Annotated in this window: 22 protein-coding genes, 1 tRNA gene and 1 pseudogene; 7 read left to right on the top strand and 17 right to left on the bottom strand. The window is 55.3% G+C overall.

Features of this window, described 5'->3' with window-relative positions; translation table 11 throughout:
* Window positions 1-4: 4 nt before the first annotated feature.
* Window positions 5-1,399, bottom strand: coding sequence for a GH1 family beta-glucosidase (locus tag J3U06_RS06220; protein ID WP_267400342.1), 1,395 nt, complete (start codon window positions 1,397-1,399; stop codon window positions 5-7).
* A 212-nt stretch (window positions 1,400-1,611) separates the two neighbouring features.
* Between J3U06_RS06220 and J3U06_RS06215 the strand changes: the two genes are divergently transcribed.
* A complete protein-coding gene (locus J3U06_RS06215) occupies window positions 1,612-2,295 on the top strand; it encodes a VTT domain-containing protein (protein WP_267444644.1) in 684 nt (227 codons plus the stop codon).
* Window positions 2,296-2,378: 83 nt separating this feature from the next.
* Window positions 2,379-2,451, top strand: a tRNA-Ala gene (locus J3U06_RS06210).
* Window positions 2,452-2,936: 485 nt separating this feature from the next.
* Here the strand turns inward: J3U06_RS06210 and J3U06_RS06205 are convergent.
* The 11 genes and pseudogenes from J3U06_RS06205 to J3U06_RS06155 form a co-directional block, all read right to left on the bottom strand.
* Window positions 2,937-4,313 (bottom strand): annotated as a pseudogene (locus tag J3U06_RS06205) (DEAD/DEAH box helicase); the annotation flags it as partial.
* A 201-nt stretch (window positions 4,314-4,514) separates the two neighbouring features.
* A complete protein-coding gene (locus J3U06_RS06200; RefSeq protein ID WP_267444738.1) occupies window positions 4,515-5,045 on the bottom strand; it encodes a heat shock protein transcriptional repressor HspR in 531 nt (176 codons plus the stop codon).
* 52 nt (window positions 5,046-5,097) lie between these two features.
* Window positions 5,098-6,102, bottom strand: coding sequence for a J domain-containing protein (locus J3U06_RS06195; protein WP_267444643.1), 1,005 nt, complete (start codon window positions 6,100-6,102; stop codon window positions 5,098-5,100).
* Between the two features lie 146 nt (window positions 6,103-6,248).
* Window positions 6,249-6,974: a nucleotide exchange factor GrpE gene (gene grpE, locus J3U06_RS06190; protein WP_267444642.1), complete on the bottom strand. Its 726-nt coding sequence runs from the start codon at window positions 6,972-6,974 to the stop codon at window positions 6,249-6,251.
* Window position 6,975: 1 nt separating this feature from the next.
* Entirely contained in the window at window positions 6,976-8,874 is a 1,899-nt protein-coding gene (gene dnaK, locus J3U06_RS06185; protein ID WP_220236695.1) for a molecular chaperone DnaK, read from the bottom strand.
* Between the two features lie 228 nt (window positions 8,875-9,102).
* Window positions 9,103-9,702, bottom strand: a complete 600-nt coding sequence (locus J3U06_RS06180; RefSeq protein WP_267444641.1) for a YesL family protein — start codon at window positions 9,700-9,702, stop codon at window positions 9,103-9,105.
* A 16-nt stretch (window positions 9,703-9,718) separates the two neighbouring features.
* Window positions 9,719-10,840, bottom strand: coding sequence for a glycoside hydrolase family 172 protein (locus J3U06_RS06175; RefSeq protein WP_267444640.1), 1,122 nt, complete (start codon window positions 10,838-10,840; stop codon window positions 9,719-9,721).
* 56 nt (window positions 10,841-10,896) lie between these two features.
* A complete protein-coding gene (locus tag J3U06_RS06170; protein ID WP_267444639.1) occupies window positions 10,897-13,137 on the bottom strand; it encodes a hypothetical protein in 2,241 nt (746 codons plus the stop codon).
* 3 nt (window positions 13,138-13,140) lie between these two features.
* A complete protein-coding gene (locus J3U06_RS06165; RefSeq protein WP_267444638.1) occupies window positions 13,141-13,980 on the bottom strand; it encodes a carbohydrate ABC transporter permease in 840 nt (279 codons plus the stop codon).
* On the bottom strand, window positions 13,977-14,831 hold the full coding sequence (locus J3U06_RS06160) for a carbohydrate ABC transporter permease (RefSeq protein ID WP_267444637.1): 855 nt from the start codon (window positions 14,829-14,831) through the stop codon (window positions 13,977-13,979). The genes J3U06_RS06165 and J3U06_RS06160 overlap by 4 nt, the downstream gene beginning before the upstream one ends.
* A 167-nt stretch (window positions 14,832-14,998) precedes the next feature.
* On the bottom strand, window positions 14,999-16,366 hold the full coding sequence (locus J3U06_RS06155) for an ABC transporter substrate-binding protein (protein ID WP_267444636.1): 1,368 nt from the start codon (window positions 16,364-16,366) through the stop codon (window positions 14,999-15,001).
* A gap of 42 nt (window positions 16,367-16,408) precedes the next feature.
* On the opposite strand from J3U06_RS06155, the gene J3U06_RS06150 reads away from it, so the two are divergent.
* The 3 genes from J3U06_RS06150 (at window position 16,409) to J3U06_RS06140 (ending at window position 19,793) form a co-directional block, all read left to right on the top strand.
* The gene (locus J3U06_RS06150; protein WP_267444635.1) at window positions 16,409-16,642 is read left to right on the top strand and encodes a hypothetical protein; all 234 of its coding nucleotides are present in this window, start codon (window positions 16,409-16,411) and stop codon (window positions 16,640-16,642) included.
* 284 nt (window positions 16,643-16,926) lie between these two features.
* Window positions 16,927-18,675: a glycoside hydrolase family 13 protein gene (locus tag J3U06_RS06145; RefSeq protein ID WP_267444634.1), complete on the top strand. Its 1,749-nt coding sequence runs from the start codon at window positions 16,927-16,929 to the stop codon at window positions 18,673-18,675.
* A 77-nt stretch (window positions 18,676-18,752) separates the two neighbouring features.
* A complete protein-coding gene (locus J3U06_RS06140; protein WP_267444633.1) occupies window positions 18,753-19,793 on the top strand; it encodes a LacI family DNA-binding transcriptional regulator in 1,041 nt (346 codons plus the stop codon).
* Window positions 19,794-19,889: 96 nt separating this feature from the next.
* On the opposite strand, the gene J3U06_RS06135 is transcribed toward J3U06_RS06140, so the two are convergent.
* Window positions 19,890-20,600: a histidine phosphatase family protein gene (locus J3U06_RS06135; RefSeq protein ID WP_267444632.1), complete on the bottom strand. Its 711-nt coding sequence runs from the start codon at window positions 20,598-20,600 to the stop codon at window positions 19,890-19,892.
* Between the two features lie 64 nt (window positions 20,601-20,664).
* Between J3U06_RS06135 and J3U06_RS06130 the strand changes: the two genes are divergently transcribed.
* Both J3U06_RS06130 and J3U06_RS06125 read left to right on the top strand, forming a co-directional pair.
* Window positions 20,665-21,030: a DUF4235 domain-containing protein gene (locus tag J3U06_RS06130; RefSeq protein WP_267444631.1), complete on the top strand. Its 366-nt coding sequence runs from the start codon at window positions 20,665-20,667 to the stop codon at window positions 21,028-21,030.
* 106 nt (window positions 21,031-21,136) lie between these two features.
* Window positions 21,137-21,955 (top strand): nitroreductase family protein, encoded by an 819-nt coding sequence (locus J3U06_RS06125; protein ID WP_267444630.1) that lies wholly within the window; start codon window positions 21,137-21,139, stop codon window positions 21,953-21,955.
* A gap of 215 nt (window positions 21,956-22,170) precedes the next feature.
* Here J3U06_RS06125 and J3U06_RS06120 read toward each other — a convergent pair whose 3' ends face one another.
* From J3U06_RS06120 to J3U06_RS06105, 4 genes are all read right to left on the bottom strand, one after another.
* Window positions 22,171-22,422 (bottom strand): hypothetical protein, encoded by a 252-nt coding sequence (locus J3U06_RS06120; RefSeq protein WP_267400305.1) that lies wholly within the window; start codon window positions 22,420-22,422, stop codon window positions 22,171-22,173.
* Between the two features lie 195 nt (window positions 22,423-22,617).
* Complete coding sequence (locus J3U06_RS06115) at window positions 22,618-23,556, bottom strand: aldo/keto reductase (RefSeq protein WP_267400304.1); 939 nt, start codon at window positions 23,554-23,556, stop codon at window positions 22,618-22,620.
* Between the two features lie 68 nt (window positions 23,557-23,624).
* Entirely contained in the window at window positions 23,625-24,377 is a 753-nt protein-coding gene (locus J3U06_RS06110) for a tyrosine-protein phosphatase (RefSeq protein WP_267444629.1), read from the bottom strand.
* A 197-nt stretch (window positions 24,378-24,574) separates the two neighbouring features.
* Window positions 24,575-25,234, bottom strand: a complete 660-nt coding sequence (locus J3U06_RS06105) for an NAD(P)H-binding protein (RefSeq protein ID WP_267444628.1) — start codon at window positions 25,232-25,234, stop codon at window positions 24,575-24,577.
* Window positions 25,235-25,624: the final 390 nt, after the last annotated feature.

Below are 25,624 nucleotides of genomic sequence, written 5' to 3'. Positions count from 1 at the left end.
TTGCTCAGACTGCACGATCATGGATGATCTGTGCGTACCGCAGACCGGAATCCTTCCAGATCCTCTCCTGGGTGTCATAGTCGACCCTGATCAGCCCAAAACGCTTGGTGTAGCCCAGGGCCCACTCAAAGTTGTCCAGCAGGGACCAGGCGAAGTAACCGGTCACCCGGGCCCCTTCATGGATGGCCCGGGCCACAGCACGCAGGTGCTCCTCCAGATAGGCCACCCGCTGGGGATCGTGCACCCCTTTGTCTCCAGGGAAGGATGGATCCGAGCTAACCTGGTCCTCCCAGGCGGACCCGTTCTCGGTGATCATAAGATCCAGCTTGGGAAAACGCTCGGAGACTTCCATAAGCAGGTCGGTCAGCCCCTGAGGCTCCTGGTTCCAGCCCATGGCGGTCAACGGTCCCTGGGGAGGCAGAGTTTCGACCATATCCTGGGCGGGCATTGGGTTGCGCTCGGAACCAGCGCCGCTTCGACCCCGCACGTGGTTGGTTGAATAATAGTTGATGCCCAGCACGCCCAAGGGCTGATGGATCTGTTCCAGATCACCGTCACGGACGAAGCTCCAGTCAGTGAGACCCTCGGCGGCATCATGGATGCGTTGATCATAGGTGCCGGCAAGCATGGGGCCCAGCCAGACCTCGTTGGCGAACAGGTCAGCCCGGGTCTTGGCCGCCAGATCCGCCGGATCGTCGCTATCAGCCCGATTGACCTGCAGGTTCAGGGTCACCGATATGTGAGCCCTGTCACCCAGTTCAGCACGGATGGCCTGGGCTCCCAGCCCATGCGCGAGATTCAGATGATGAACCGCTGCCAGGGCCTGCCCGTAGTCGCAGATACCTGGAGCATGGCCGCCATTGCCGTAGCCCAGATAGGCCGAGCACCAGGGTTCGTTCAGGGTAGTCCAGGTCTGCACCCGATCGCCCAGAGCCTTGGCCAGGACGGCTGCATAGTCGGCATATCGTTGGGCGGTGTCGCGGTTGGCCCAGCCTCCAGCCTCCTGCAGGTACTGGGGCAGATCCCAGTGGTAGAGGGTGACGACAGGCTTGATGTCATTTTCCAACAGCATGTCCAGCACCCGCCGGTAGTGGTCCAGGCCAGCCTGGTTGATGGCGCCACCTGCCTGGGGCACAATACGAGGCCAGGCCACAGACAGCCGGTAGGCTCCCACCCCCATCCGCTTCATCAGAGCAATGTCCTCTGGGTAGCGGTGATACTGGTCACAGGCGACATCGCCATTGGATCCATCCGCTATTTTTCCTGGCTGCCTGCAGTAAACGTCCCAGATGGAGTCTTCCCTGCCATCCTCGTGCGCCGCACCCTCCACCTGGAAGGATGCCGTTGCCGTGCCCCAGATAAAGTCCTCAGGGAAGGCAAGTCGTTCGTCATTGACCATATGTCCACTCCTCAATTGTGTGACCCTTCCCGCCTATCTTCGCACAGGTGGGCCGACGACAGGACCGTGGCCGACTGCCGATAAGTCCGGCAACAATGGGTTGTGTTGTCCTCGCAAGGAATCAGACCGGGGAGTGCCGGGTGCCAAGGCCAGCTTGTTAAAGTATGTCTCGGTTTCGGAAAAGCACACATCGACGGAATGGAACACGATTCATGGGATTCGTCAACTGGTTGATACACCTGCTCAAGGATCCGCGCAGCGCCATCGCGAGCTGGATCGCCATGGGGCTGGTGCCGACCTACGGGTTCATCTTCCTGATCATCTTCATCGAAACAGGCGTGGTTTTCATGCCCTTTCTGCCGGGCGACTCCCTGCTCTTCGCCGCCGGCGTCTTCGCCCATGACCCATCCAGCGGTATGGCCCTGGACGTGCTCCTGCCCGTCGTCTGGCTGGCCCCCATCCTGGGCGATCAAAGCAACTACTTCATCGGGCACTTCTTCGGCCGGGCCATCGTCCGTTCAGGGCGCGTGAAGTCACTGACCCCCGAACGAATCGCCAAGACCGAGGGCCTGATCGACAAGTGGGGCCCTCTGGCCGTGGTCCTGGGACGCTTCCTCCCCTTCATCAGGACCTTCATGCCTTTCATTTCGGGAATCTCCGGAATGCGGTGGCGGCGCTTCACCCCCTTCAGTGTGCTAGGCGGCTTGGTATGGTCAAGTCTCTTCACCCTCCTGGGCTACTTCTTCGGCGGCATCCCCGCAGTCCAGCAGCATTTCGAGCTGGTCATCATCCTGATCCTGGTCATCTCGGTCCTGCCCACGGTCATTGGCCTGCTCAAGGCAAAGTTCGGCCGCATGAAGGCTTCCGCCGAAGAAACCAGCGCCAAGGCAGACTGATACTTGGCCTGAGATATTTTGCGTTTGGCCAGGGCACGCGCTAAAGTAAGCTTCTGTTGTTCGGCTACGGTCGGGCAACGAATGGGGCTGTAGCTCAGTTGGTAGAGCGCTTCGTTCGCATCGAAGAGGTCGGGGTTTCGACTACCCTCAGCTCCACAGTGTCGAGATACTTTTTTCTTCTTTTCTATGCTGTTTCGCTACATCGCAATCGCTCTTCTGCAAGGATCAATCAGGCAGTTTTAAAAACAAGAACCCTGGCGCACGGCCAGGGTCAGATTGAACTGCAATTCCTCGTCAAACCTCAGAGAGGCTTCATCGAAGCCGACAACCACGATGGACGTATTACTAAAAACACGCCCATCAGTGGATCAACGCTTGGAGGCAGAGCGGAAGGGGTTGTCATCGCGACGATGATGACGATGACCGCGGCGGAACCCGCGACGGTCTGCGTCAAAACGAGATCCAGCACGGCCGTTGCCACGGCCATGGCCGTGACCATGGGTCCGCTCGCTGCTGCCGGAATGACGATGGCCTCTGGTCCGGCCGTCCAAGGGACCATCCTCACGATCGAATACCGGTCGGTCACCTGACCGCCAGGAACGGTAAGGCCGACGGTCCCGATCCCGGCCCGCAGCCCTAGCCTGGCCGTCGCGATCGAAATGCCTGTCTGACCGGGAACGATTCCGATGTCCGCTTCGGCTGCCACGGCCTCCACGGGCAGAACGGCCCCCCGAGGCCTGCGGCTGCTCGGCTTGCAAGGACCAGCCGTGCACCGGCTTGGCCACGGGCCCTACGAGTTCGGTAACCTCGGGCGAATCGGCGGTCACCTGAACCGGTTTGGCATCGATATGGGCCATGCGTAGCATCCGCCTGGTGTCGCGCCACTGGTCAGGCAGGACCAGGGTGACCACGTCGCCGGTACGGCCGGCCCGGGCCGTACGCCCTGACCGATGCAGGAAGGACTTGGGATCGGCTGGTGGATCCACCTGAACCACAAGGTCCACATCGCTGATGTCCACACCGCGGGCAGCCACATCGGTAGCTACCAGGACCTTCACCTCGCCCCGGGAGAAAGCCCCCAGGTTGCGATCACGCTGGTTCTGAGAAAGGTTGCCGTGCAGCTGTGCGGCCGGGATGCCATTGTCGATCAGGTTTTTGGCCAGCTTCTTGGCCTGGAACTTGGTCCGAGTGAAGAGAATCCGCCGTCCTGTGCCCGAGGCCAACTTGCGCACGAGATCATGCTTGGCAGCCTGGGTGGTGCGGAAGATGTGGTGGGTCATCAGATCCACATGCTGGGTGGCGGAATCCACCTCGTGAATCTTGGGATCCTTGAGGAAACGCTTGACCACGGTATCCACACCGTGATCCAGGGTGGCTGAGAAGAGCATGCGCTGACCGCCCGGGCGAACCTGGGCCAGAATCCGCTCCACAACAGGCAGGAAGCCCATATCAGCCATCTCGTCGGCCTCGTCCAGCACGGCGATCTCCACATCCTCCAGGCTGAGCTTGTGCTGGCGAAGCAGATCCTCCAAGCGACCCGGGCATGCCACCACGATCATGGCCCCGCGACGAAGGGCATCGACCTGACGACCCTGGCCAACGCCGCCGTAGACGGTGCAGGTCCGCATGCCGTAGGCCTGGGCAAGGGGATTGAGAACCTCGTCGATCTGATTGGCCAGCTCGCGGGTGGGAGCCAGAACAAGACCACGCGGGCGGGGCAGACTGCCTGATCCGGCGGCATTCCCGCGGCCATGGCGAGCCCGCCCTCCCTGGTCGGCAGCCAGCCGAGCCACCAGGGGAATGCTGAAGGCCAGGGTCTTACCGGAACCAGTCCGCCCCCGGCCCAGGATGTCACGGCCGGCCAGAGCATCAGGCAGGGTGTCCCGTTGAATGGGGAAGGCACTGGTCTTGCCGTCCTTGCGCAGGACGCGAACCAAGGGCTCAGGCACCCCCAGCTGGTCGAAAGTCATAGGTTCTACGGCAGAATGATCGGAATTGGAAGAATCGGAATCGGACATGGATGAATCAGTCACAATGACCTTTCACAACAGGGAAGAAACGGTACTGTCGGTCGACAGTTCGCAGGCCGCGTGCAAAGCAGAGAATGACGAATTTCGCGCAAGCGGTTTCCCCGTACTCAAAGCATTCAGGCGACGATCGGCCGCAACGCTTGGGCGAGCGGCCAACCTGTACACCATAGCACAGGCCACTCACCTGCCTCAGGAGCGTACGCTCCAGACGATCAGCGATTTGGACTCAGTCGGATCGGCCTCGTCATGCGTCGTGTCCTGCCGCCAGAGCCGAGCTCTGCTGGACCGCCTGACCTCGACAACCCGGCCGTCGGCAGCGGCGGCGAACATGCTGGACCCCTGTGACTGGTGGGAGCGGCGCAGCTGGCGCCTCAGTTGACGATTCTCCTCGGCCAGGGCCAGAATCCTGGTCACCCCGGCCAGGTTGATGGACTCGTCCTGGCTCAGATGCTGGGCCTGACCCAACCGGTCCAGATCCCGCAGGGAGTATCGCCGCGCACCCCCCTCGGTCCGTTCCGGCACGATCAGACCCAACCGGTCATATTGGCGCAGGGTCTGCGGATGGATGTTGGCCAACTGCCCGACCTGGCCGACGCTGAAGACCGGCAACTCAATGTCCAAGCCGGCATCGTCGGCATCATCCAGGCTGATGCGCCCGGCCACCAGACCGCGAGCGCAGGCCAGATAGATCCGCCTGGTCTCGGGATCCACCCTGACCATGATCATCACTCCTCTCCGCTGTTCGTTCCGACTTGGTCCGGCATCCGGATCGTCATATCGTCATGCGTTCTCCGGCGATCTGCTCGTCGAAGTCGCCACTGGACTTGGCAAAGTCACGCATGGCCTTCTTCTGGGCCATACCCAACCGACTGGGCATACGGATCTCAAGCCGCCCCACCAGGTCGCCCTTGCCGCGCCGGTCCTGAACCCCCTTGCCGGCGATGCGAATCTCGTCGCCGCTGGAGGAGCCAGCCGGAATCTTGAAGGTGACGACCTGATCGTCGATGTCCCGTGCCTGAACCTTGGCTCCCAGGGCTGCCTCGGATACCGTCACCGGCAGGGTCATGACCAGGTCCCTGTCCTCCATGGTGAACCGCTGGCTGGGTTGAACGCTGATCTGCAGGTAGAGGTCGCCATTGGCGCCCCCGTCCCTGCCAGGCCGACCCTTGCCGGCCAGCCTGATCCTCTGGCCGTTGTGAACTCCAGCGGGGATATGCGTCTTGAAGCGCTTGCCACCCACGCTCAGGGAGACCGTTGCCCCCTTGACCGCCTGACGGAAAGACAAGCCAATGCGCGAGTTGCGATCCTCGCCCTTGACGGGTCTGGGCCTGCTCTCCCGGTAGGTGGTCCGGCCGCCACCGCCGGCACCTCCTCCGAAGGAGGAGAAGATGTCAGCGAAGTCCGGCTGTCCCGAACCATTGCCGAAGCGTATCCGGGTGCCATTCGGCGCCCCGGCCCCACCGAACATGGAACCGAAGATGTCCGAGAATGCATCAGTGTTGAAGCCACCCTGGCCGGAGCCTCCGGCGAACCGGGCTCCCCCCATGCCAAACTGGCGAATGGCATCGTACTTCTGGCGCTGCTCCTTGTTGCTGAGCACGTCGTAGGCCTCGGAGATGTCCTTGAACTTCTCCTCGGCCTCCTTGGTCTTATTGAGATCGGGATGGTATTTGCGGGCAAGCTTGCGGTAGGCCTTGGTGATCTCCGCTTCGCTGGCGTCCTTGGAGACACCAAGGACCTTGTAATAGTCCTTGCTCAGCCATTCATTCTCAGCCATCCATGTCTCCTTTCCTCATAAGCTACGAATATATTGAATTGGAATCCGCCCTTTCGCATGCGGCGGCGGGCGGGACCATGCCCACCCAGCCGCCACATGCGAAGGCGTCGATTCAGCCTGCGGAAGGTCCGCAATTACCGTCCCTGCTACTGCCCGGGCGAGGTCACCACCACCCTGGCTGCCCGGATCACCCGGTCGCCGATCCGGTAGCCTGCCTCGACAACCGTGTCAACAGTCTCTTTCTTGGCCTCGGGATCCGGCTTGTGCAGGATGGCCTCATGCTTGGTGGGATCGAAGTCTTCGCCTTTTTCACCGAACTTCTCAACGCCGAACTTCTCGAAGGTCTTGTCGATCTTCTTGGCCACGGCTTGGAAGGAGTCGTCCATCTGCCCATGCTCCTTGATCCGGTCGATGTCGTCAAGGGCCGGGAGAAGGGCGGTCAGCACATCCACGATGCCGTGCTGGCGGAAGATGTCCTGCTCCTTCTTGGCACGGTTGCGGAAGTTGACGAACTCGGCCCGCTCGCGCTGGAGAGCCTCCAGATAATCGGCGGCCTCCTTCTTGGCCTGGCCCAGAGGGGTCAGACCCTCTGATTCCTTGTCGGTGCCGTCTTCCTTGGCCGAATCAGAATCAGTCTTGTCGTCAGCCTGAGCATCGGCGGACGAAGCGTCCTTGGCGGAGGAATCCGACGAGGTCTGGCCAGCCGCCTGGCTCTCGTCTGCTGCGCTCTTGTCGGCGTGACGTCCGCGAGCCGCTTCTTGGTCGGGCGCCGAGGCGGCGTCAGAGGACTTGGCCTCGTTTCCGCCCGGTTCGCCGGCGGCGGCCGGGTCGCCCTTCAGCGGCCCGGCATCATCCTTATCTAAGGCCGACATGTCACTCGCCGTCCTTCTTCTTGTCGTCGTCGTCCACGACCTCTGCATCCACCACGTCGTCATCGGCGGACGAAGAGGAGCCTGCACCCGAGGCAGCACCGGCGGCACCTGCAGCGCCCTGAGCGCCTGCACCATCAGTGGAGCCCTGCTGGGCGTAGAGGGCCTGCCCGATCTTCTGGGCAGAGGTCATCAGCTCGCTCTGGGCGTTCTTGATCTTGTCGATGTCCTCGCCCTTCAGAGCCTCTTTCAGAGCGTTGACCTTGTCGGTGACCTCCTTGGCCACCTCGTCTGAGATCTTGTCCTTGTTGTCGTTGACCAGCTTCTCGGTCTGGTAGGCGGCGGACTCGGCGGCGTTGCGTGTGTCGGCGTCCTCACGGCGCTGCTTGTCCTCGGCCTCGTGAGCCTCGGCCTCCTTGACCATGCGGTCGATCTCGTCCTTGGGCAGGGCGGAACCGCCGGTGATGGTCATGGACTGCTCCTTGCCGGTGCCCTTGTCCTTGGCGGAGACGTGCACGATGCCGTTGGCGTCGATGTCGAAGGTGACCTCGATCTGAGGGACGCCGCGCGGAGCCGGAGCGATGCCCGTCAGCTCGAAGGTCCCCAGAGGCTTGTTGTCGCGGGCGAACTCACGCTCGCCCTGGTAGACCTGGATCAGCACGGAGGGTTGGTTGTCCTCGGCGGTCGAGAAGACCTCGGACCGTTTGGTGGGGATAGCGGTGTTGCGGTCGATCAGCTTGGTCATAATGCCGCCCTTGGTCTCGATGCCCAGGGAAAGCGGGGTCACGTCGATGAGCAGCACGTCCTTGCGGTCGCCCTTGATGACGCCGGACTGCACGGCAGCGCCGACGGCCACGACCTCATCGGGGTTGACGGTCTGGTTGGCTTCCTTGCCGCCGGTCAGTTCCTTGACCAGGTCCTTGACGGCGGGCATACGGGTGGAGCCGCCGACCAGCACCACGTGGTCGATGTCCTGAACCGAAATGCCGGCATCATGCAGCACGTTGTTGAAAGGCGTGCGGCAGCGGCCCAGCAGGTCGGAGGTCATCTCTTCGAAGTGCGCCCGGGTCAGGGTCTCGTCCAGGTGGACTGGGGTTCCGTCGGGGGTCATGGCCAGGTACTGCATGGAAATGCTGGTGGACGAGGAGGAGCTCAGCTCCTTCTTGGCCTGCTCAGCAGCCTCCTTGAGCCGCTGCAGAGCGATCTTGTCCTTGGACAGATCCACGTTGTACTTGTTCTTGACCTCGCTGACCAGCCAGTCGATGATCTTCTGATCCCAGTCATCGCCGCCCAGCTTGTTGTCGCCGTTGGTGGCCTGAACCTGAATGGTGGAGAAGCCGTCGTCGTCCTTGCCGATCTCCAGCAAGGAGACATCGAAGGTGCCGCCGCCCAGATCAAAGACCAGGATGCGCTCATCCTCCTTGCCCTTCTCCAGACCGTAGGCCAGAGCCGCAGCAGTGGGCTCGTTGATGATGCGCAGGACGTTCAGACCGGCGATCTTACCGGCATCCTTGGTGGCCTGGCGCTGGGCGTCGTTGAAGTATGCAGGGCAGGTGATGACCGCGTCGGTGACGGGTTCGCCCAGGTAGGACTCGGCATCCCTCTTGAGCTTCATGAGGATCTGGGCCGAAATCTCCTGAGGGGTCCACTTCTTGCCGTCGATCTCGACGGACCAGTCGGTGCCCATGTGGCGCTTGACCGAGCTGATGGTCCGGTCAACGTTGGTGACTGCCTGACGCTTGGCCACCTCGCCGACCAGAATCTCGCCGGATTTGCTGAATGCCACCACCGATGGCGTGGTCCGCGCGCCCTCAGCGTTGACGATTACCGTGGGTTCGCCGCCCTCCAAGGTTGCAATGCAGGAATTGGTGGTTCCCAGATCAATGCCAACTGCACGTGCCATACTTCGTTACCTCCTGATGAAATGGGGCACAGGGCCTGACCCCGCACCTCGACGTTCACGTTCTCCGCTCGCGCTTCGTTCGTGGTCCCGATGGCCAGCTTCCGTCGACCCGGGCAGGCAGCCATCATGACCGCTCCGAAACTTGAGCCTACATCACTCAACTTCTTCTGGCAAATATTATTCCCACCTAAGTAAACGATTCCTGCATCAGTTCAGATGGTCACTTTCTTATGCGACGTAGGAACGCATTGCATAATTTAAAATTGCGCTCTTAACCATGACCAAGCCTCCAGGCGCCACCAGAGCAAGCAAAAAAAGACCGCGTAGCATAACAGCCATCGAGGCGAATAGAAGTACGAAAATGAAGCAGTCAAGCATTACGATCACTACGGTATATGGCCATTTAGTCAGCCCGAAAATCAATGAATTCTTCAATGTTCCCACAAGAGAGTTGGCAAATCGCGCCTGTAACCACCAAACCCACTCAAAACTGATTATCCAAAAACAGGTAGCAATAAGCTGTGGAGCCAGTAACGCCCATGAACGCACAACAATCCAGAGGACTACCAAAGCAGCACCAGGAATACCAAGAATCAGCCACAGGATGGTCGCTTGCATAAAATTGCTTTTAAAGGCAGCAAAAAAATCTCGTGTCACATGTCCGATGCCCGCCAAAGATCTCCTGGCCGCATAATTCGCAGCGACTAGAGCAGAGCCTGCAGTAATTGCGGGCAACGATGCCACAATCATCAAGATGGTTATCCATACTGCATCAATAACCGTAGATAGTCCACGCATGAAGGCAGACTCTGGCGACAGAAAATGCATGATGTTCTTTTCGACGTCACCTAGGCATCAGCAGATTCGGATCAGGCTTTTCGACAACAGTAGGGAAAGGCAGATGCGGTTCTGTTTGATACCAATAAGCCACAGTGGCCACATCATCCTCCCGCTCGAACATTCCGCTCTCGCGGCCTCCTATCTGCTGCCATGTGACCCGCAAATCCTGATGGAAGATAATTGGGTCCATTAGGTGCCATCGATACATTCCCCGAACTACAGGACCTGAGTCATCCCAATAATCACTGGCTTCACCCCCAGATGTCCGCGAATAGAATGGGTAGCCCATGAAGGCCCTGTTATAGGTCTGTTCATGCATGGTATCTTTATTCGTTTCCGATCGAAAACTCCAAGCACCACCGAAATAATCCTCAGCACCGGTACTGCACCAGGTAGGAAATTGGTTATCTCCATCGATGAAGAATTTAAACTCACCTTCGCCCCACCATCGTGATTGCAAAGCAGTAAGGGCCAAATAGGTACCCACATATATTCCGTCACCCGCTACACCGTCAAGCAGGGTGTAATCCTGTTGTCTAGTAGTGACAGGTTCCCGCCGCCACTGAGCGTGGAACCTCATCAGCTCGTCAGGCAGTGCATCATTAAGTTCATAATCGATTTGATAAAAGACTGATTGCACATCCTCGTCGTGGTTATTAATTAGTACGATTCTAGCCGAGCTGAACGGCATGGGGAAGTAGCAATTAAATCCTCTCGTTGGGTTAACGCAGATAGGCAAGGAGTCCACCAGAGCACCCCGTCCATGTCCGCAGCAGAAGAAATCACCCAAAGGAGAGACGACTGACGGTCTCTCTTCACCATCCCAATAGATTTTAATTAACAGATTCCGAAGAACATACAAACCCTGTGGCGAAGTGGCATCCGTGACAGTGAACCACATATGCTTGATGATCCCCGGCTCCTGAATATCTGCAATAGTGACTGTTTCGCCGCGGCGCAGAACTGGCAGACTGGGATGCCCTTTTCTGGTAAACCCTAAAGGACTGCTTGAATTTCCAGCTTCCCCTCTACCCCCCTGAGGATTTTCCCCATTTATGCACCTAGTCACACCATGCCTGGGCCTCAGCAGGCGATAAAGCAGGTCATTCTCGTATGCTTGCACCATCAATCGCACCATTCGCTTTCTGATTCATCCAAACTTGTATGTCGGCTATTGATCGCTTAGGAAATCGCGATAGTCATATCAATCCGCCTCTGTGGGCCCACTATCTCTTTCAAAACTACTGAAGAACTGTCGAACAGCCTGACCAGCTGAGCTTCCATCCTCCTGCTCGAACCATTGATTTTGACATCTTCAAGCATGGAATTTGCGGGCATGCAAAGTTGTAGACGAGCATAAATATCGCGGCCTGTGTTGTTCACAAGGCTAAGCTTTTTATCGTCCACCACAAAATCCACCGTGCCATCCAGGAAAGCGAAACCGGTGAGGCTAGCCTTGCGCCAAGGCAGATACGGTGCAAAGCTTACAGATCTGGTTTTCGCATCGGTTTGTATTCCGAGAATGTCATGGAGTATGAGACTCACGAATTCACCACCGCACCAGCCGCACTTTCCCAGACCTCGTTTTACTCGATTCGCATCCGTTTCGTCATGTTTAAACGGCCACCACCAAAACGACCCATCTAAATCGGTTGTCCTACGTATTGCTGCAAAAGCCTGCCGAAGATCCTCACGATTCCTTGTCCGCTTCAGTAGACACAGGTACCCAGGATATGAAACGCCATTGCTTCCGTCGAAATCCCAGAAATCAATGCCACCGGAGATCCGGGCATAATATGGATTACCTGTGCTATGAGCCCAATACATATGGTTGATGATGCGGCGATCATCACGTTTGGTAAAACCATAAACGCTTGCAAGCGCTAAATCACTTTCCTCAGCATCATGAATTGGCACTAGAGTGCCATCGGCATATGCACCTTCCACGAACTGCTCACCCTGACCGAAGGACCCCACGCACAGCGTTTCAATGGTCTCCACGAGTTGTGAACGAATCGACGACAGCGTCTCGATCGTGCTGTTATCAAACAGAGCATGGAAATCTTCAATTAAGGCATCTGCAGCTCTCCATGCAAGCATATTGGAACCAGTATGAAAGTCCCCGCGAGACAAGCCATCGGAAATGAAACGCGTGGCATACAATGATCCTCGATCAGGCCGGTCGGCGATCATGCACCTTGCAAGCTGATGAAGATAATCGACAATCACCGAATCAGGCTGATCCACCGAGTCGTAGCCATAACGTCGAAAAATCATCGAGAGGACAACTGCGCCCATGCAGGCGTTACCCAAAGAGTGCCGATACGATGATTCATCTCCTTGGCCTTCTTCAGTCGTACCCCACAGCTCGCCAGGAGCACTGGCGGCGCAAAGATATTTAGCGCACCTATATGCCAACTTTGGATTCGTATCTACTAAACCAATAGTCGTGTAGGAAAAATCCCTCATCCACACGTCAGGCTTCGGATTGACATTAGACCCCCAGAAAGAACCTATGACCTCACCGTTAGCAAGTTGAAGGACACTCTGCCTGGCAAGTTCAGCCGCTCGTGTCAGCTCATCACCAACCCAAGGCTCTTCTGGTACTTCTAACACTCCTTGAGAGCCTACGGACTCTAAGACTTTCCCAAGTGCGCAATCCATTTCCCCAAGAGTCACCACTGGAGGTGATGGAAGCACGCCGACACCGAATCTGCAAATGCAGCCGATCTGTATTATCTGTCCGGCATCAATACTCATCTGACAGCTGCCATGGTTATCGGTATTACCTTCAACAATCAGCGTTACGTCCGTTGCTAAATTCGGCCACTTTGATTGACCTGATTCTTCGTAATCCAACTCAATACCCAGCGCATGGGACGAATCACTCTGATTTCTCACCTCAGCCAGCAGGAAAACAGCACTCGCCTTTGTCTCATAGACAGCTGGCACGAATACCCGCAGCGTCACTTCGACGTCGCGCCGGCAGAAGCCAAAAACAGGAACCACCCCCTTCTCCAAGCTCAGGGAAGGCTGTTGCAAAGGTCTGCCGTCAATCGACATGCGCAATCCGCAATGACCATCGAAGTATGCCAATTGTTTTTTAGTGTATACGCCTGGAGCATCATAACCCCGCGCATCCTGAGACCCCACACAGACTACTGCACGACGAACGAATGCCGAACGATCTAACGAAGCCAAAAGTCGATTATTGGAAACATCTACACAAAATGGGTAATCGTTATATCGAGGTATCTCCTCCTCAGGCATATAGTCGTTCGGCCATTCCAATCCTGCTGCAGCATACAATGAAGACCGGTTACGGGCACCGCCTTTGGCATCATAGCCCATAGAGACTGACTGGCCCATTATTGACTGGGAGACTCTTATTCCACTCGATTTCCTGCTGGTTGCTTCACCCACAGTTCACCCCTTTACAGCTCCAGTAGTAATACCCTCAACGATGTATCGCTGGCAGAGCACATAAAATACGACGACCGGTATGATGACCAAGACCAGGCAGCCCATCATGGCGCCCAGATCGACAGCGCCATAGCCGCCTTTTAAATATTGCACGGCTATCGATATTGTTTTGTATTTTCTGATATCCAAAGTCAGATATGGCAGCAAGAAGTCATTCCAGATCCACATGGTTTCAAGAATGGCCACGCTCATGACAGTTGGCTTCATCATGGGCAGGATGATTCTGAAGAAAGTCTGTGGAACCGATGCACCGTCGATCATGGCCGATTCTTCGACTTCCATTGGCAGCGATTTCACAGCTCCTGTAAAGATGAAGACTGCGAGACCGGCGCCGAAGCCCAGATAGATTACCCATAGGCCCCAGGGTGTGTTCAATCCGAGCATGTCGGTGATTTTGGACAGTGGGAACATGATCATTTGAAAAGGTACAATCATATTGAAAAGGAACAGCACATAGATGAGCTTTGCGAATTTGTTATTAACGCGGACTATCCACCAGGCGCACATAGATGTGCATAGCAGGATCAGCAAAACGCTTCCCACGGTCAAAATAATGGTCCACCCGAAGCTGACCAAAAGATTCGTACGCTCAATGCCGCGTCGATAGTTTTCCAGTCCCGCATAACTTTCTGCATTGGGCAAGCTGAAAGTTTCTGTGGAAATATATGCCTTTTTCTTAAAAGAGTTGACAATCACTAGGATCAACGGATAAATCCACAGCAATGAGACCAACGAAAAGAACACGGTCCACAAACGGCCGTGACGAAAGGTGCCTTTGTTCACAATGCCACCTCTTTCTTTGCAGAAAGGCGATTCTGAGCAATCGCCACTATCGCAACAATGACGAAGAATATGACAGCTTTGGCCTGCCCGACCCCTTCCATGCCAGCGGTTCCGTAGAAGGTTCGATAGATATTGAGCGTGATCAGCTCGGAATTATTGGATGGAGCACCATTGGTCAATGCGAGGTTCTGATCGAATGTCTTGAATCCGTTGGTTATAGTCAAAAATGTGCACACCGTGATGCTGGGCATCATCAGGGGCAGAATCACGCGTCGCAATGTCTGACCTTGGCTTGCACCATCCACCTGCGCAGCTTCGATGACATCCCCTGGCAAAGCCTGCAACCCGGCGATATAGATAATCATCATGTAGCCAATTTGTTGCCAGCAGGTAAGTATCACCAGGCCCCAGAATCCATACATCGCCGAGAAGGTGATAGACCGATTCCAGAATGACAGCACGCCATTGAGCAGCAGCTGCCAGATGTATCCCAGAATGATGCCGCCAATCAGATTAGGCATAAAGAAGATGCTGCGGAACAATGTCGATCCACTGATTTTCTTAGTTAGCATATAGGCGATCATGAACCCGACAACGTTGATGATGACCGTAGTTATCACTGTAAATAGAACTGTAAGTATCAAGGAATGTATGAATTCCGGGTCACTAAAGACACCTGAATAATTGCCAACACCGACCCATTCGGCGTCGGTAATAGTAGTGAAGTTTGTGAAGCTTAAGTAGATGCCGAGAATGAAAGGCACCGCAAACCCCACCATAAAAGCTACCAAGGTCGGTAAGGAGAACAACATCCACCATTTGCGTATGGATTTGCCTATCATTGATATCATTATGTTGCTGACTTTCTGAGGTATAGCGGTCGCCCACTTTGTTCGGAGTAGCTTTGAGCCTTCGTTCAGAGCAAAGCCGGGGACAGATTCATGCGTTTTGCACGTATCAAGGGTTTGTCCCCGTCAGCGATGCTGTTATTCAGACGACCACTTTCATCTGCGATCAATTAGTGGAGTTTAGTGGCAGTCGGCAGGGCGCCAGTTGTCTGTTTGACCAGCTTCCAGTCCTTCTGCCAACCATCAATGTAGCTGTGCTCGACATTGTTCCAGTCCTTGGTGCCTTGGGTATACTCCAAGAGCGCGTTGGCCAGATTGTCGCCCCACTGAGTGCTGGGGAGATTGAAACTGCGAACCAGTGGCTTACCCTGCTTCTCATAGGCTCGCGCGGACAAAGTCAGAACATTATTGGGCTGGTATTTGTCGCTGAATGCCGAGAAAGGCACGGAGAAACTCATCTTATGCGAAAGAGTTTTCTTGCCCTCTTCGGAAGTGACCATCCACTTGATGAACTTCAGGGATGCTTCCTGATTGGCCTTGCTGGTTTTTTTGTTAATAGCCCATGAAGCATCATATACAGATGCAGGTCCCATTTTTTCTTCACCTGGAATGCCCATCCAATAAGGAAGCATGCCCATATCCTCATCCGCTACCTTGTTATTGCGAATCAATGGGTAGGCCCAGACCCCTTCAGGGAAGAAAGCAACCTGTCCTTGGGAGAATTCAGCGACGCAATCGTCATAGGTCTTATTGCTAGCTGTCTTTGGACTCGACGGACTGCTAGCAACTTCGAGATCAAAAAGATCCTTGTAATTCTTCAAATAAGTGCCCTTCAATTCAGGTTTGAAGGTCGTGTTGGAATCCCGATATTCATAGTAAAGCGGTATACGTGACATATGGGATACGAACCTGTGCTCATCGGAAGCATCTACCGACGGCGTAGTCACTGCACCTTGAAGACCCAAATCGTCTTTGTGCTCCTGAATTGAAGTAACTACTTTCTTTAATGTCGCGTAATCCTTGATTTCGTCGACACCTTTAACTACTGCGTAGGGTTTGGCCCCATATTCGTTGATGATTTTCTTGTTGTAGATGATGCCATAATATTCAGCTGCAAAGGGGAAGGTGAAGGAATCGCTGCCATCCTTCATGGAATACTCCCTGCCATTCTTATCCAGGAGCTTGTAGACATCAGTATCCTGAATAGGCAGCAGATACTTCTTGAATTTCGGGAAGTTATCCATGCCGATACTCAGAATAGTCGGCGCATCCTTCTTGGCCAACTCCGACTGTGTGGTCTGATCTAGTGTATTGGTCGCGGCCGTGACAATATCAACCTTGATGCCGGTCTTCTTTGTGAAATCCTTTGCCAGCTGATGGTACTGATCGGCAACTTCAGATTTGTGATTAAGAAAATAGACTCTTCCCTTGTCGGAACCGGAAGCGGACGAACCACCACCACCACAGCCCGCCAAACCAACCGCCAGCATGGCTACCGTGGTCATGACAGTCATACTTTTCACGATACCGCTGTGCATATTGCTCACGCTCCTTTGCGAATTCTCATGGACACTTGTAGTATGGCATCTATTGCAACCGTTGTCAAATATGAGCAATATAATCAGCACTTCAAAATCAAAAGGACTTCTTATTTAGCTGATATTGCAGCTATTTGCTTCTATCAAAAACAGAAACAACGTATGCATCAGTTCCATTACTTCTCTATTTTATTGCCTTCAATGGCAGTCAGTCGGGGTTATTTTTATATTCAAGCCCCCTTATTGTTCTATAGTTTCGGTAATGAGTCTTCATAGCTGATCAGATGCCTTATAATAATTGCATGGCATAATAAGTTATTGCAACTCTCAATTGCAATCGTTGTCATCTCTATAGTATAGGTTATCTGTATACCACTTGCTGAAAGAGGAGGCCATAGGCGGCAAATAAAAGCAATACGGATCGGTATGTCTTTTCGATCGATCCGATAGAGACATCCATCCAATAATCGTACAGGTTGGCAGTGCAGCCGGCATGAGACTAGGCATATCGGTGGGGCCACTTACCTGTTGCCGCAGCACAATGTCACAGGAGGAGCATTATGCAGCAGATGCAGAAACAGGACGACTGGTGGAAACAAGCGGTCGTCTATCAAATTTATCCACGTAGCTTCAAAGACTCGAACAAAGACGGAATTGGCGACATCGCTGGAATTACGAGTAAGATAAGCTATCTGGATTACCTAGGAGTCGATGCCATCTGGCTTTCACCCTTCTATCCTTCTGAACTGGTCGACGGTGGCTATGATGTCATTGACTACCGCAATGTCGACCCGCGTCTAGGAACTATGGCGGATTTCGATACCATGACAGCAACAGCTCACTCACATGGGATCAAAGTCATTGTTGACATTGTGCCCAACCATACATCGGATCATCACCCTTGGTTTCAGGAGGCTCTTGCCTCACCAAAAGGGTCTAAGGCCCGTAACCGGTATATATTCCGTGACGGCAGAGGTCCTGATGGTTCCATCCCTCCCACTGACTGGATATCAGAATTCGGTGGCTCTGCATGGAAACAAGTTGAAGACGGCCAATGGTATCTGCACATATTTGCTTCCGAACAACCCGACTTAAACTGGAAGAATGCGGATGTGCGCGAAGACTTCAAGCGCACGCTTCGCTTCTGGTCCGATCATGGAACCGATGGGTTCCGCATCGATGTCGCACATGGCCTGGCCAAAGACGTATTAAACCGGCCTTTGGAAGAGCTAAACCAATGGACCCTGCAAAACAAAGATAATCCAGATGGGAGCAATCCTCTCTGGGATCGTCCGGAGGTTCATGACATCTACCGCGAGTGGAGAAAAGTGTTTGATGAATATACACCGGCTCGGTTTGCGGTTGGAGAAGCTTGGGTCGAGCCGGATCACCAATACCGTTACGCCTCCAATAATGAATTAGGACAGGTATTCAATTTCGAATTTGCCAAGGCCAATTGGGATTCCTCAGAAATTCGGAATGCGATTGAGGATGGTCTCCAAACAGCCGAACGCTCCCGCTCAACGGCTACATGGGTAATGAGCAACCACGATCTGGTTCGACATGCCAGCCGTTATGCGTTGCCGCAGATCCACTCCCGAACACAGCATCAATTAGCTAAGGACTGGGTGCTACGAAACGGCGAGTCCTATGAAGAAAACCGCGTGCTAGGTACACAGAGGGCAAGGGCCGCTATCCTACTTGAAATGGGCTTGCCTGGGTCTATATACATTTATCAAGGGGAGGAATTAGGTCTCTTTGAGGTGGCAGACATTCCGTGGGAGCGCTTAGAGGATCCAACAGCCGTACGTTCCAAAGGACCTTTAAAAGAAAAGGGACGTGACGGCTGCCGTGTCCCCTTGCCTTGGGATGACCACGACTCCCCCGAGCCAGCATCATGGAATCAGAAATTCGGGCAGAATGGAACCTTCGGATTCTCCACATGCAAATCCGGGCAATTCGTAAAGCCTCACCTGCCCCAACCCATGTGGTTCGCAAGGTTCTGCGTTAATCGCGAAAAGTCAGATCCATCATCCATGTTGAGTCTCTACAGACAGGCCATAGCTAAACGTGCACGATTGTTGACAGAGATGCCTAATACATCTCTGACCTGGCTGACGGACTATGACGATCCGAAAGTGATTGCATACACCCGATCATGCAGCAGCGGAAATGGCAAACTAGCAGTCATCACCAATTTCGGCGAACGCCCCATTCCTTTACCTGCCGGTAGTGTAGTTCTTGCTTCAGTAGAAATCGTAGACAACCTTCTTCCTCGAGATGCCACTGCATGGATATTATTAGAGTGAACATTTACGACCGATCCCCGCATTAGAAGGAGAGCTCGGCCTGCGAGCGCTGGGAACAACTGAAAGGCGGCAACCCTGTGAATGCGACAATTCAGGATGTTGCCGCCTCGGCACATGTATCGGTTTCCACAGTCTCACGAGCTTTCAACAACCCTTCATTGGTATCCGACAAGACAAGGGCACGGGTACTTGAGGCAGCGCGCCGGCTGAACTTCTCCATCATGAGATCAGCGACTGTACTGAAATCAGGACAGTCGCTACGTATCGCATTACTGATTAACAGCCCTATCCAGTCCTGGTTCAATTCTTCAATTTTGGAAGGGCTGAACACAATCTTTAACCCGGCTGGCTATGACATTGCTATACGTCGAATTCTGACCCTTCAAGAACGACAAAACTTCTTCCGTGATCTCCCTATCAGGCGCAACGCTGATGCAGTCATCGTAACCTCGTTTGACATAGACAAGGACGAAGTTGAACGACTTCATTCAGTAGATGTTCCTCTTGTCGGCATCAATTCATCATTATCGGAGCTGTTCGACGCGGCAGTCAATATTGATGACGTGCAAGGAGGCATGCTACTGGCACGTCATCTCCTGTCATTGGGGCACCGAAATATTGCCTTCATCATTACGGAGATGTATGCTTCAGTACTTCATTTCAGTGCGCAAAAGCGCGTTAATGCCTTTCTCGATACCTGCCGAGCCAATGGAGTGGAACCCACCATTATCAAGGTTGCAGACAGCCATGACCAGATAGATGATGCCTTGACGCAAGTATTCAGCCTTCCATCCCTCCCCACCGCTATAGCCTGCCAAGAGGATGGCATAGCGGTACCTTTGATGTTCGAATTGCAGAAGAGTGGCATCGAGGTACCATCCACGGTCTCGCTGACAGGGTTTGATGACAGCCTGTATGCTCATGAAGTCGGATTGACTACAATCCATCAGAATCCCATACGACTTGGAGAGATTGCCGCCAGGAAGGCCTTGGATCTGATCGCTGGCGAGAAAATAACTAACCCTCGCGAAACAGTGCCAGCCAGGCTAATTCTACGCAGCAGTACATCCCATCCAAGGCATAAGGCCGAAAGCATCACACCTGGACGACAATCATAATGCACCATGAATTACTGCCCGATCAGGCTTATGATATCTCGTACTGACTCAATCGCAATCGTCAAACCCACTAATACATACCAATATTCAGCTCAATCACACGTTCCACTGTCTAAGCACGCGCTTGCCCTGGTAGATGCCAAGAACACCGTAATGCGCCGTATTCATCCTGAACAACTGGGCCTTATGGGGATCCAAGTCAAGCCACTGCGTTGTCAGGATGCGCAGGATGTGGGCGTGCGCCACCAGGAGCACATGCCGCCCCGAACACACCAGGGGCTCAAGCCATTCGACGACCCCCCGCGCACGGGCAGCTACCTGATCCAGACTTTCGCCCTGAGTTACGTGCACAGAAACTGGGCTGCCCGAGGACAGATTGACCACCCGGTCGCCAGTCAGCTCATCGATGCCCAAAGCATGCGGACCATCGATCCACAGTTTCCAATCACGTCCAAGGCTGGACACCACATCCTGAGGACGGTGCCCTTCGGCCGGACCGTAATCCCACTCCAGGATCTCATCCATCGGCGCCGGATCAGGGAAACCGGCCAGCTCGGCTGTCTGCCTGGCTCGTTGCAAGGGGCTGGAAAAAATGCAGTCGGGGTCAAACCCATTGGGGAAGGCCTTGGCCAGCCTTTGACCTGCCTCTTTGGCCTGTTCACGCCCTTGGTCAGTCAGAGGAATATCAGTGCGCCCCGTATATTGTCCGGTTTCGCTCCAAACTGTCTGACCATGCCGCAGCAGCACAGCGTAGCCTTCGCTTTTGGCCGAGGCATCATTGCCCGACGTATCATTCGGAATGTACATAGATGGCAGTTTAACCCCAGGTCCGGTCACGCCCCAAGCTCCCTGCGTGTGGGATAATGAACCTATGACGGACTCAGGACGGGAACCTGGCAGGATGGCCGACCAAGTGGTCGGCATGCTTCATCAGGTGGATAGCAAGGTGAATGACATGCGTAACTCGATTGAATCTGACCCGGAATCGCTAATAGACAAACTGGTCAAGTTTGTGCTTCCCAGCATCGCCGCACTGCTGGCTGGCAAGCTCTTCCAGGCCTTTTGGAGCGGACTGGCCCGCAAGCGCAATGGAGGCGTGGACAGCCCCGAAGAGGATCAGGAGAGCGCTACCGCCGGTCTTCTCTTCGGCGTTCTGTCGGCAGCCGTCACCGCCCTGGTCTCAGGTCTGTCCGAGCGGGGTTCCCAGGCTCTGATCGACCGTCGTCACCAGCGCTGAAAGCAAGGGACGCTGACTGATAACCAGGCTGGGTCTGATAACGCTGATTGCGTGATTTTGACGACAAGGTCTTGCATTGGCAGGCGTTGACGGCCAGAATGTCAAAATGACCTTATCAAATTCACAGAAAACCCCGACCGCAAATCCGGCCGACAATCCCACCATACGGACCTTGCTTGAACGGCGCTCCATCCGCGGATTCACTGACGAACCGGTAGACGACCAGACCGTCGCCCTGCTGGAGCAGGCGGCCCAGCATGCAGCGACAAGCCGGTATTTCCACGAATGGTCGGCCATCAGGGTCACGGATCATGATGAGGCGCTGGCTATCGCGGATATGGCCCATCAGCGCTACGTCGCCGAAGCCCCGTTACTCTACATCTTCCTCGCCGACCAGCGCCGCAATGCCGATCTGGTCCGACGATTCGACGATGATCTGGATCCGGATACCACCCTGCTCAACTCCGGTTATGTCTTCCTGCAGTCCCAGAATGATGCGGTCCTGGCCCTGCACGCCATGGAGACCGCAGCCAACGCCCTGGGCCTGGGCGGAGTCATTCTGGGCAGTGTCATCAATGATACGAACAGACTAATCGATCTGCTGAAGTTGCCCAAGCTGGTCTACCCGGTGCTGGGTCTTGCCATTGGCCATCCGGCCCAGGATCCGGATCCCAAGCCCAGGATGCCTCGTCAGGCGCAAATCTTCACCAACACCTATCAGCGGGCCGACGATGATGCAGACATGAAGGATGCCTTGGCCGACTTCGACCAGACGGTCACACGTTATTATCGCGACATCCGGCACCTGGATGATCCCCACCGTTCATTCAGCGCCATGATGACTGACAAGGTTCGCAACCCTGCCTCCGGCCATGAACCCATACTGGATTCGATCCGCCGGCAGGGCTTTGACCCAGCCTGCTAGGCAACGAAGTCCCTGCTGGCCAGACAACTGTAAGGCTCACCTGAGAAGTTCACCAGCCTAGTTCAGCAGCCTAGTGGTGAACAAACAAAGCCCAATCGGCACCAGGCAGCGAGATCAGCGGAATCCGATCTTGCTGCCTGGGGCCGTCTGAACCAACTCGGCGATCATCAAGAATGCCAAGTCGAACGCTGGAGCTGCAGAGGCAATGACTGCCCCTACCGACGACGAGGTTTATACCCACGTTTGCGGCTATACGGTTTCAGAGTTCGCGAGCCCGCCCTCATACGCTGGTAGGAGCCCGGCTCATGGCTGGTCAGATGCCAGTTTCCGCAGTAATCACAACGGTAGACCCACAGAAGAACGTTGCGTTCAACCATGCTGCGGTCGGCGGCCTGCTGGGCCTTGGCCCGATCGTGATACATGATCTTGGACGTAGCAGCGCAACGTCGTGGGGTGAAATAATGCATGACAGAGTATGACTACCTCGAAACCAATCTGACTATCCTTCTGTGCACTTTTGCACTCATAGCGCCCAATGCCCGATCGGGCAGGCCTTGCCAGATGACACATCCGAATGGTACAAGATCAGACTGGCAGGGCGCAATCCCTCATAATCCGAAACAGTTAAAGCCGGGCGGACGCGAGCGACTCTAGAGCACGGATCAAGGCAGGTCGTGACCGGCGCTCAGGTAGAGGTCGTACCATTCCTGGGCTGTCAGATCCACATCCGCACCAGCCGCCATCTGGGTGATGCGCTCAGGGTTCATGGATCCCAGAAGCACCTGTATGCCAGCCGGATGCCGCAGAATCCAAGCCACAGCAATAGCACTCTTGGTTACCCCATGCTGTTGAGCCAACTTGTCCAACTCTGCATTGAGTTCGGGATAGCGGGGATTGTCCAGGAAGACTCCGTCAAAGTATCCGGTCTGGAAGGGGCTCCACGCCTGAATGGTCATGGACTTCAGCCGTGAATAGGCCAAAAGACCGCCATCATGGTCCAGGCTCGGATCGTCGCCCATATTGACATGAATCTCCTGGTCGACCATGCCGGTGTGTCCCAGGCCGAATTGCAGCTGGTTGACCTCCAGGCGCTGGCTTACCGCGCTCTGCAGCAGCTCCACCTGCATGGGGTTGACGTTGCTGACGCCGAAGTGCCGAACCTTTCCACTGGATTGCAATTCATTGAAGGCTTCGGCCAGATCGTCCAAGTCGACCAGGGTGTCGGGGCGATGCAGCAGTACGAAGTCGACATGGTCGGTCTGCAGGTTGACCAGCTCCTCATCCAGGGCCTTCAGCAGGTGATCCTTGGAGAAGTCGTAGCGGGTGATCTGATCGCTGTCCGGGTTGCGGAAAATGCCGAACTTGGTCTGAATGCCCACGCTGTCACGGTCTACGCTCAGATCCTTCAGAGCCTGTCCCAGGGCTCGGCTGCTGGCCCCGGCATGGTAGCAGTCTGCTGTGTCGAAGAAGTCCACTCCTGCGTTCATGGCCGTCTCCACAATGGTCCGCGCTTCCTCGCGGCTCTTCTGATCGATCCGCATGACCCCCAGGGCCACACGGGAGGCCCGGAATCCTGACCGTCCTAAGTTCATGTATCGCACAATGCCCTCCTCGCAATTGACGTCTAGGCTCGAGTCTACCCGTACCGGCTACCTCCAGCCTTGTGCGGCTACTCCAGCAGGTTGCTGCGCAGTGCCTCCACATGGTCCGGTCCGAACCCTAGAGCCTGCTGGGCATAGGTGAAGACATCCCCGTAGGACTCGACCATGGTTTGTTGGGCATGGGCTAGGTATTCTTTCTTGACGCAGAGCGCAATCTGTAGTGCATCCAGTGAATCCTGGTCGAAGCCTTTGGCGCGGAATTGGTCCAGCAGTTGATTGTTGGCCGCGACCCTCTCTTGGTTGGTCTTCAGATAGTCCGCGAATATCTGGTCGTCGTCCACTTCCAGCAGCCAAAGCACCAGAGCCGCGGCGAACCCGGTCCGATCCTTGCCGGCAAAGCAGTGAAAAAGAGTGGCCCCCTGGATGTTGTCCACGACGATGCGCAGGAACTTCCCATATCCCCGCTGAGCCGCAGGACTCATGACCAGGTCATGGTAGACATTCAACATGTGGCCGTTGACCTGATCCGCTAAACCCAGCGAGGCGAAATCGTCCAGGCTGGCGCCGTTGGTACCACTTTGCTCCAGCAGATCAATGTTGATAAAGGTCACACCATCGATCCTGTCGTCAGGACTTTCCTGTCTCTCAAAGGGCCGGCGGAAGTCCACGACCTGTGTCACCCGGTAGCGGTCGACCAGTTCCCTCTTCGTATCTTCGTCCAGACCCACCAGCTGTCCTGATCGGATAAACTTGTAGGGACGAACCCGACGGCCGTGGATGGTCCGGATGCCCCCCAGATCACGAAAATTGGTGATGTTCATTAACGACCTCCTTAGGCTGCGCCCAGTCCCCACGCCAATTCCGCCTTTATAAAGGTCACTGGGACGCAGTGCGCCAGCGCGCAATCAACAGCAAGAACCAACAAGCAATGCAACCAAGGTACCATCACCGTTGCTGTGCAGACACGCCATAGTCTCGCGGCAGAAGTTTCTTGTGAGGGCTTGGCTGGTTGGTGTTGTCACTGCTCTACGGTCAGGGCCTGTTTGATTGGTGTGCCTCCCCCGATGATGTTGTAGATCCTGCCTGTGGTCTGGGGAAGGTCGACGCAGTCGGCCAGGCATTGTGCCACGTCGGGGATCGGTATGGGTCCGGGGCCGTCTGGTTCTACCTGGATGGCTCCTGTGCCGGTCTGCTCGGTCAGGCTGCCTGGCTCGATGATGGTGTAATCCAGTCCGGAGCCGATCAGGTATTGGTCGGCCATGTTCTTGGTCACGTAATAGTCGGCAAGGGCGTCGATGGCAGGTTTGACCTGGGGCTGCTCCCAGCGCAGCCAGTCTGCTGCATACATGGCTCCCAGCATGACGTACCTGCTGATGCCGACCGTTTTGGCCGCCTCTATGGTCTTCATGGCTCCCAAGGCGTCGATCTGGTTGATGTTTTTGCCGCGTGAGCCTGCGGTGAAGACAACGGCATCCGCATGCGTCTTGCGGAATGCGTCGGTTACCTGGGAGAGCGGGTCATGCAGATCCAAGGTCACGGGCTCCACCTGCTGGCTGGCGTGAATCTTCGAGGCCCCTCGCGCGCAAGCGACCACTTCGTGGCCGGCTTTGACCAGGTCCTCGCAAGTCAAGGCGCCTACTCTGCCCGTGGCCCCTACAAGAATGATTCTTTTGCCCATGCTCGTCCGCTTTCTTCATATCCGTATTTGTACGCCTGATTCGGCTGCTTTTCATTCTAGATGTCCTAGTCCAGAAACGACAGGCGGCAAAGTGGGCGACGGTTTTGACATCAGTGCTCTCTAGGTTCAAATCGCAGACTGTGCAAGTACAAGGCGACCTTTGGTATTCAGCCGAACTGTGTTTGATTGTTTCCCTCATGGCTTTGTGCAGGAAGACAGGAACAGCCAAGCTTTGGTCTGAGCCGAATATAAAAAAGGGGTGCATCCTCAAGTATATTGTCCTGAGGATGCCTCCCATATTCAAATGTTGTGGCGGCGGTGTGCTACTCTCCCACACTCTTCCGGGTGCAGTACCATTGCCGTGCTGGGTCTTAGCTTCCGGGTTCGGAA

Origin of the sequence: Bifidobacterium sp. B4142 (genome assembly GCF_026537325.1) — a bacterium.
In the GTDB taxonomy this organism is placed as follows: domain Bacteria; phylum Actinomycetota; class Actinomycetes; order Actinomycetales; family Bifidobacteriaceae; genus Bombiscardovia.
This window is presented reverse-complemented; position numbering and strand designations above follow the sequence as displayed.